Below are 3,438 nucleotides of genomic sequence, written 5' to 3'. Positions count from 1 at the left end.
GCCCGGGTGGCTCGACGCTCTCGAACGGGACGACGCTAAGCGGAACCGGAGGTTCGCCGGGACCTAACTCGCTGAATGCAAAAGGGCAGGGAACGACGGGCGAGATACTCGGCGTAGCCCCGACCGGCCAGGAAGGCGGCGGATCTCGACCGTCTTACAACACCCCCGCCGCAAACGCCGCCGTCCAGCAGCTTGGAAACACCAACACGGGCATCCTGAAGAAGTAGCGACGATCCAGCGGTCCTGAATTGCCCACACACATGCGATTGGCATTCATCGTACAGCCACGCCAATGAGGGCGGTCGAGGTGATCGGCAGGATTAGGCGGCCATCGGCCCTGCGCCGCACCTCGGCAATCACCGCCGCTTTTTCGACGTCGTCCAGGCTCGTCCAGTCGGGCGACATGCCGAAAAGCGTGTCAGGCGCGTCGAGCGCCGCGACGTCGAGCAGAAAATCATGAGTCACCACGTCGATCCGGGGATCGCGATAGCCAGCAGCGACGAGGGCGCGGGCGAAATCTTCCGGATCGCTCATGGCCTGAACCGCTTCAGGCATTGCCATGCCCGACCGATCGGGGAACAGCTTTTGCCGGACTTCGCCCAACAGGAGGAAGGTCGCCGCGCCCCGATCCTGCCAGGTCGCGACCACGCCTTGCCCGCCGGGTCGCGTCACCCGTCGCATCTCGGCCAAACCCTTGCGCCAATCGGGGAACATGATGACACCGAAGATCGAAAAGACGGCATCGAAATGCGCGTCTGGCAAATCGAGCGCCTGTCCGTCCATAACCCGCGCCTCCACATTGGGCAGACCAGCAGCGGCGATGCATCCCACCATGCCGGGCGAGAAGTCGGTCGCCAGGACTCGTGCGCCGGTGCGCGCGGCTGCCAGCGCGAGCGCGCCGGTGCCGGCTGCCACGTCGAGAACATGACTCTGAGGCGTCAGGGCTACGCGCGCCAGCGCCGCCTCCGCAAACAGGGTGGTGAAAGGGTGCGCGGTCTCTCGATAATGCCTAGCTGCGCTGTCCCAATGGTCTGGATTCTCAAACTGTCGCACGTCCGATCCCTCACGAGTCATGTAACTTTATATGTATCATGACTGCGTGCCCCTTGCCAATGGTGGGATGCATGCGAAAGATCAGGCGATGCGAAACGACAGCCGCCTTTCCCGAATGCTGCATGTGCTGCTCCACATGGCGCGACATGACGGCCCCATGACCTCGGAGGCGATCGGCACGATGCTGGGGACCAATCCGGTCGTCGTTCGCCGCACATTGGCGGGGCTGCGCGATGCGGGCTATGTCCGGTCGGACAAAGGGCATGGCGGCGGCTGGGTCATCGCGTGCGACCTCGAGCGCGTGTCGCTTCTCGATGTCTATCGTGCGGTTGGTGGCCCCCGGCTATTTGCGATCGGGAACGAGCATTCCAACCCGGACTGTGCGATCGAGCAACTCGTCAACGCAGCGGTGGACGATGTCCTTCGTGACGCTGAAGCATTGCTGGTCGAGCGGCTGGGCGCGGTGAGCCTCGCAGACCTGAGCAAAGGTCTCGACGCGCGCTGCGCAGGCGATCCGGCCGTCAGCGAGCCGCGCCGTTCGTCCGCAGGGATCGCACGAAATCGATCACGGCCAGGATCACCACGCTCACGACGATGATGATGAGCGGGATGGCCTTGATCCAGACCAGCAGGATTCCAAGAAATGCGATCATGAGCGCGAGGCCGATGAGGCCGGTGATCAGATTGGTCATCGCAATTTCCTCTTCTCCCCGCCGGCAGCCGATTGCGATCCGGTGCCGGGGACGTTGCGCCGGCCGCCCCCGCGCGTGCGCCCGATGGCGGTGGTCAGCCAGCGCGCGGTGCGCAACAGGCGGGCGTCGTTGCCACGGCGGCCGATGAGCTGAACGCCCAGCGGAAGGCCAGTTTCCGAGCGCATCAAGGGCAGGCTGATGGCGGGCACGCCGAGATAAGTCCAGAGCGAGCAGAAGACCGGGTTGCCGGTGGTTTCGATGCCGGGCGCCGCGCCTGGTGCAGCAGGCGTCAGGACCGCGTCGTATTCGTCGAAGATAGGGTCCAGCGCCTCGTTGAGCGGCGCAATCCCGGCCAGAGCGTTGCAATAATCCATCGCAAGATGCGCGCGCCCGCGCGCGATCGCCTCACGCAGACGGGTGCTCAGCCTGTCTTCGCCGCGCTCGTGGTCGCGCCGCAGATTGTGCGCCATGTCGACTTCCATGATGATGCGGTGCATGTCGACGGCGCTGTCGAAGCTTGGCCCAAGCTCGACTTCGCTGCACGCTTCGCCCAAGGCCCCGACGAGCTCGGCAAAGGCTTCACGCGTCACCGGCTCGGCCTGATCCCAGACCGGAGAGCGCACGAAGGCAAATCGCGGCGGCAGCGGCGGCTCGCTCGCCGCTATCGCAGAGAATGGCGGGCGCGCAACGGGCCGGGTGTCCGGATCCTCCGGGTCGAAGCCGGCCATGACCTCGGCGAGCAGGGCCGCGTCCTCGACACTGCGCCCGAACACGCCGACATGATCGAGCGTGCGCGACAATTCGAGCGCGCCGCTGCGCGGAATGAGACCATGCGTGGGCTTGAAGCCGACCACGCCGCAGAAGGCGGCAGGACGGATCACCGAGCCGTTGGTCTGCGAGCCGATGGCACCCGGCACCATCAGCGCCGCGACGGCCGCGGCGGAGCCCGAGGACGATCCGCCGGGCGTGTGATCTGGGTTGTGCGGATTTCGGGTCTTGCCCGGATTGTAGTAGGCGTACTCTGTGGTCACCGTCTTGCCGAGGATCACGGCGCCCGCCGCCCGCAGACGCGCCACGGCCGCCGCATCGCGCCGCGGCGTGCGTCCGGCCCACAGCTCCGATCCGAATTCCGTCGGCATGTCGCCGGTGTCGAAGATATCCTTGATGCCCACGGGCACGCCATGCAACGGGCCCGTGGCCTTGCCCTGCTTGCGCCGATCGTCGGCGGCCTTGGCCTGCCGCATCGCGTGATCGCGATCGAGGAACGCCCACGCCTGGATGTTGCGATCGACCTCGTCGATGCGCCTGAGGCAATCGCCGACGAGCTCCACCGAGCTGAGCCGGCCCTCGCGGATGCCGGCCGCAGCCTCGGCGAGACCGAGCGCGTTGAGACTCATACACAGCCCTTCGTTGGTTGGCCGGGCACACTCATCGCGCCCCGTAGAGGTAGTTGGGCAGCCACAATGCGATCCCCGGGAAGATGTAGCCCAGTGCCATGGTGAAGAAGACCAGGCCGACGAACGGAAGCGCGCCGGAGAAGATGTCGGTCAGCTTCACCTCGGGCGGCGCCACGCCTTTCAGATAGAAGGCGGCCATCGCCACCGGCGGCGTGTTGAATGCGGTCTGCGTGTTCAGTGCCACCAGGATGCCGAAGAAGATCGGATCGATGCCGTACTGGGGAAGCAGCGGCAGG

The 3,438-nt window shown here is 65.9% G+C and carries 5 protein-coding genes; 2 read left to right on the top strand and 3 right to left on the bottom strand.

Annotated elements, in window-relative coordinates:
- The coding region (locus JHD07_RS35665; RefSeq protein WP_291630735.1) for a hypothetical protein at positions 1-227 on the top strand (227 nt) is incomplete at its 5' end.
- Between the two features lie 46 nt (positions 228-273).
- Here the strand turns inward: JHD07_RS35665 and JHD07_RS35660 are convergent.
- Entirely contained in the window at positions 274-1,053 is a 780-nt protein-coding gene (locus JHD07_RS35660) for a class I SAM-dependent methyltransferase (RefSeq protein WP_291630732.1), read from the bottom strand.
- An 88-nt stretch (positions 1,054-1,141) separates the two neighbouring features.
- Here JHD07_RS35660 and JHD07_RS35655 point away from each other — a divergent pair, with 88 nt between their 5' ends.
- Positions 1,142-1,651 (top strand): Rrf2 family transcriptional regulator, encoded by a 510-nt coding sequence (locus tag JHD07_RS35655; RefSeq protein WP_291630737.1) that lies wholly within the window; start codon positions 1,142-1,144, stop codon positions 1,649-1,651.
- A gap of 90 nt (positions 1,652-1,741) precedes the next feature.
- Here JHD07_RS35655 and JHD07_RS35650 read toward each other — a convergent pair whose 3' ends face one another.
- Both JHD07_RS35650 and JHD07_RS35645 read right to left on the bottom strand, forming a co-directional pair.
- The gene (locus JHD07_RS35650; RefSeq protein ID WP_291630729.1) at positions 1,742-3,142 is read right to left on the bottom strand and encodes an amidase; all 1,401 of its coding nucleotides are present in this window, start codon (positions 3,140-3,142) and stop codon (positions 1,742-1,744) included.
- A gap of 31 nt (positions 3,143-3,173) precedes the next feature.
- On the bottom strand, positions 3,174-3,438 hold a 265-nt coding region (locus JHD07_RS35645), incomplete at its 5' end, for a TRAP transporter large permease subunit (RefSeq protein WP_291630726.1).

The organism is Bradyrhizobium sp., from assembly GCF_016462955.1.
In the GTDB taxonomy this organism is placed as follows: domain Bacteria; phylum Pseudomonadota; class Alphaproteobacteria; order Rhizobiales; family Xanthobacteraceae; genus Bradyrhizobium.
The sequence above is the reverse complement of the archived record's forward strand: the minus strand, read 5'-3'. Positions and strand labels throughout refer to the sequence as shown.

Excerpts from the sequence above, each read along its gene's own strand:
- JHD07_RS35650 (WP_291630729.1), bottom strand. The coding sequence starts at position 3,142 with ATGAGTCTCAACGCGCTCGGTCTCGCCGAGGCTGCGGCCGGCATCCGC.
- JHD07_RS35655 (WP_291630737.1), top strand. The coding sequence starts at position 1,142 with ATGCGAAACGACAGCCGCCTTTCCCGAATGCTGCATGTGCTGCTCCAC.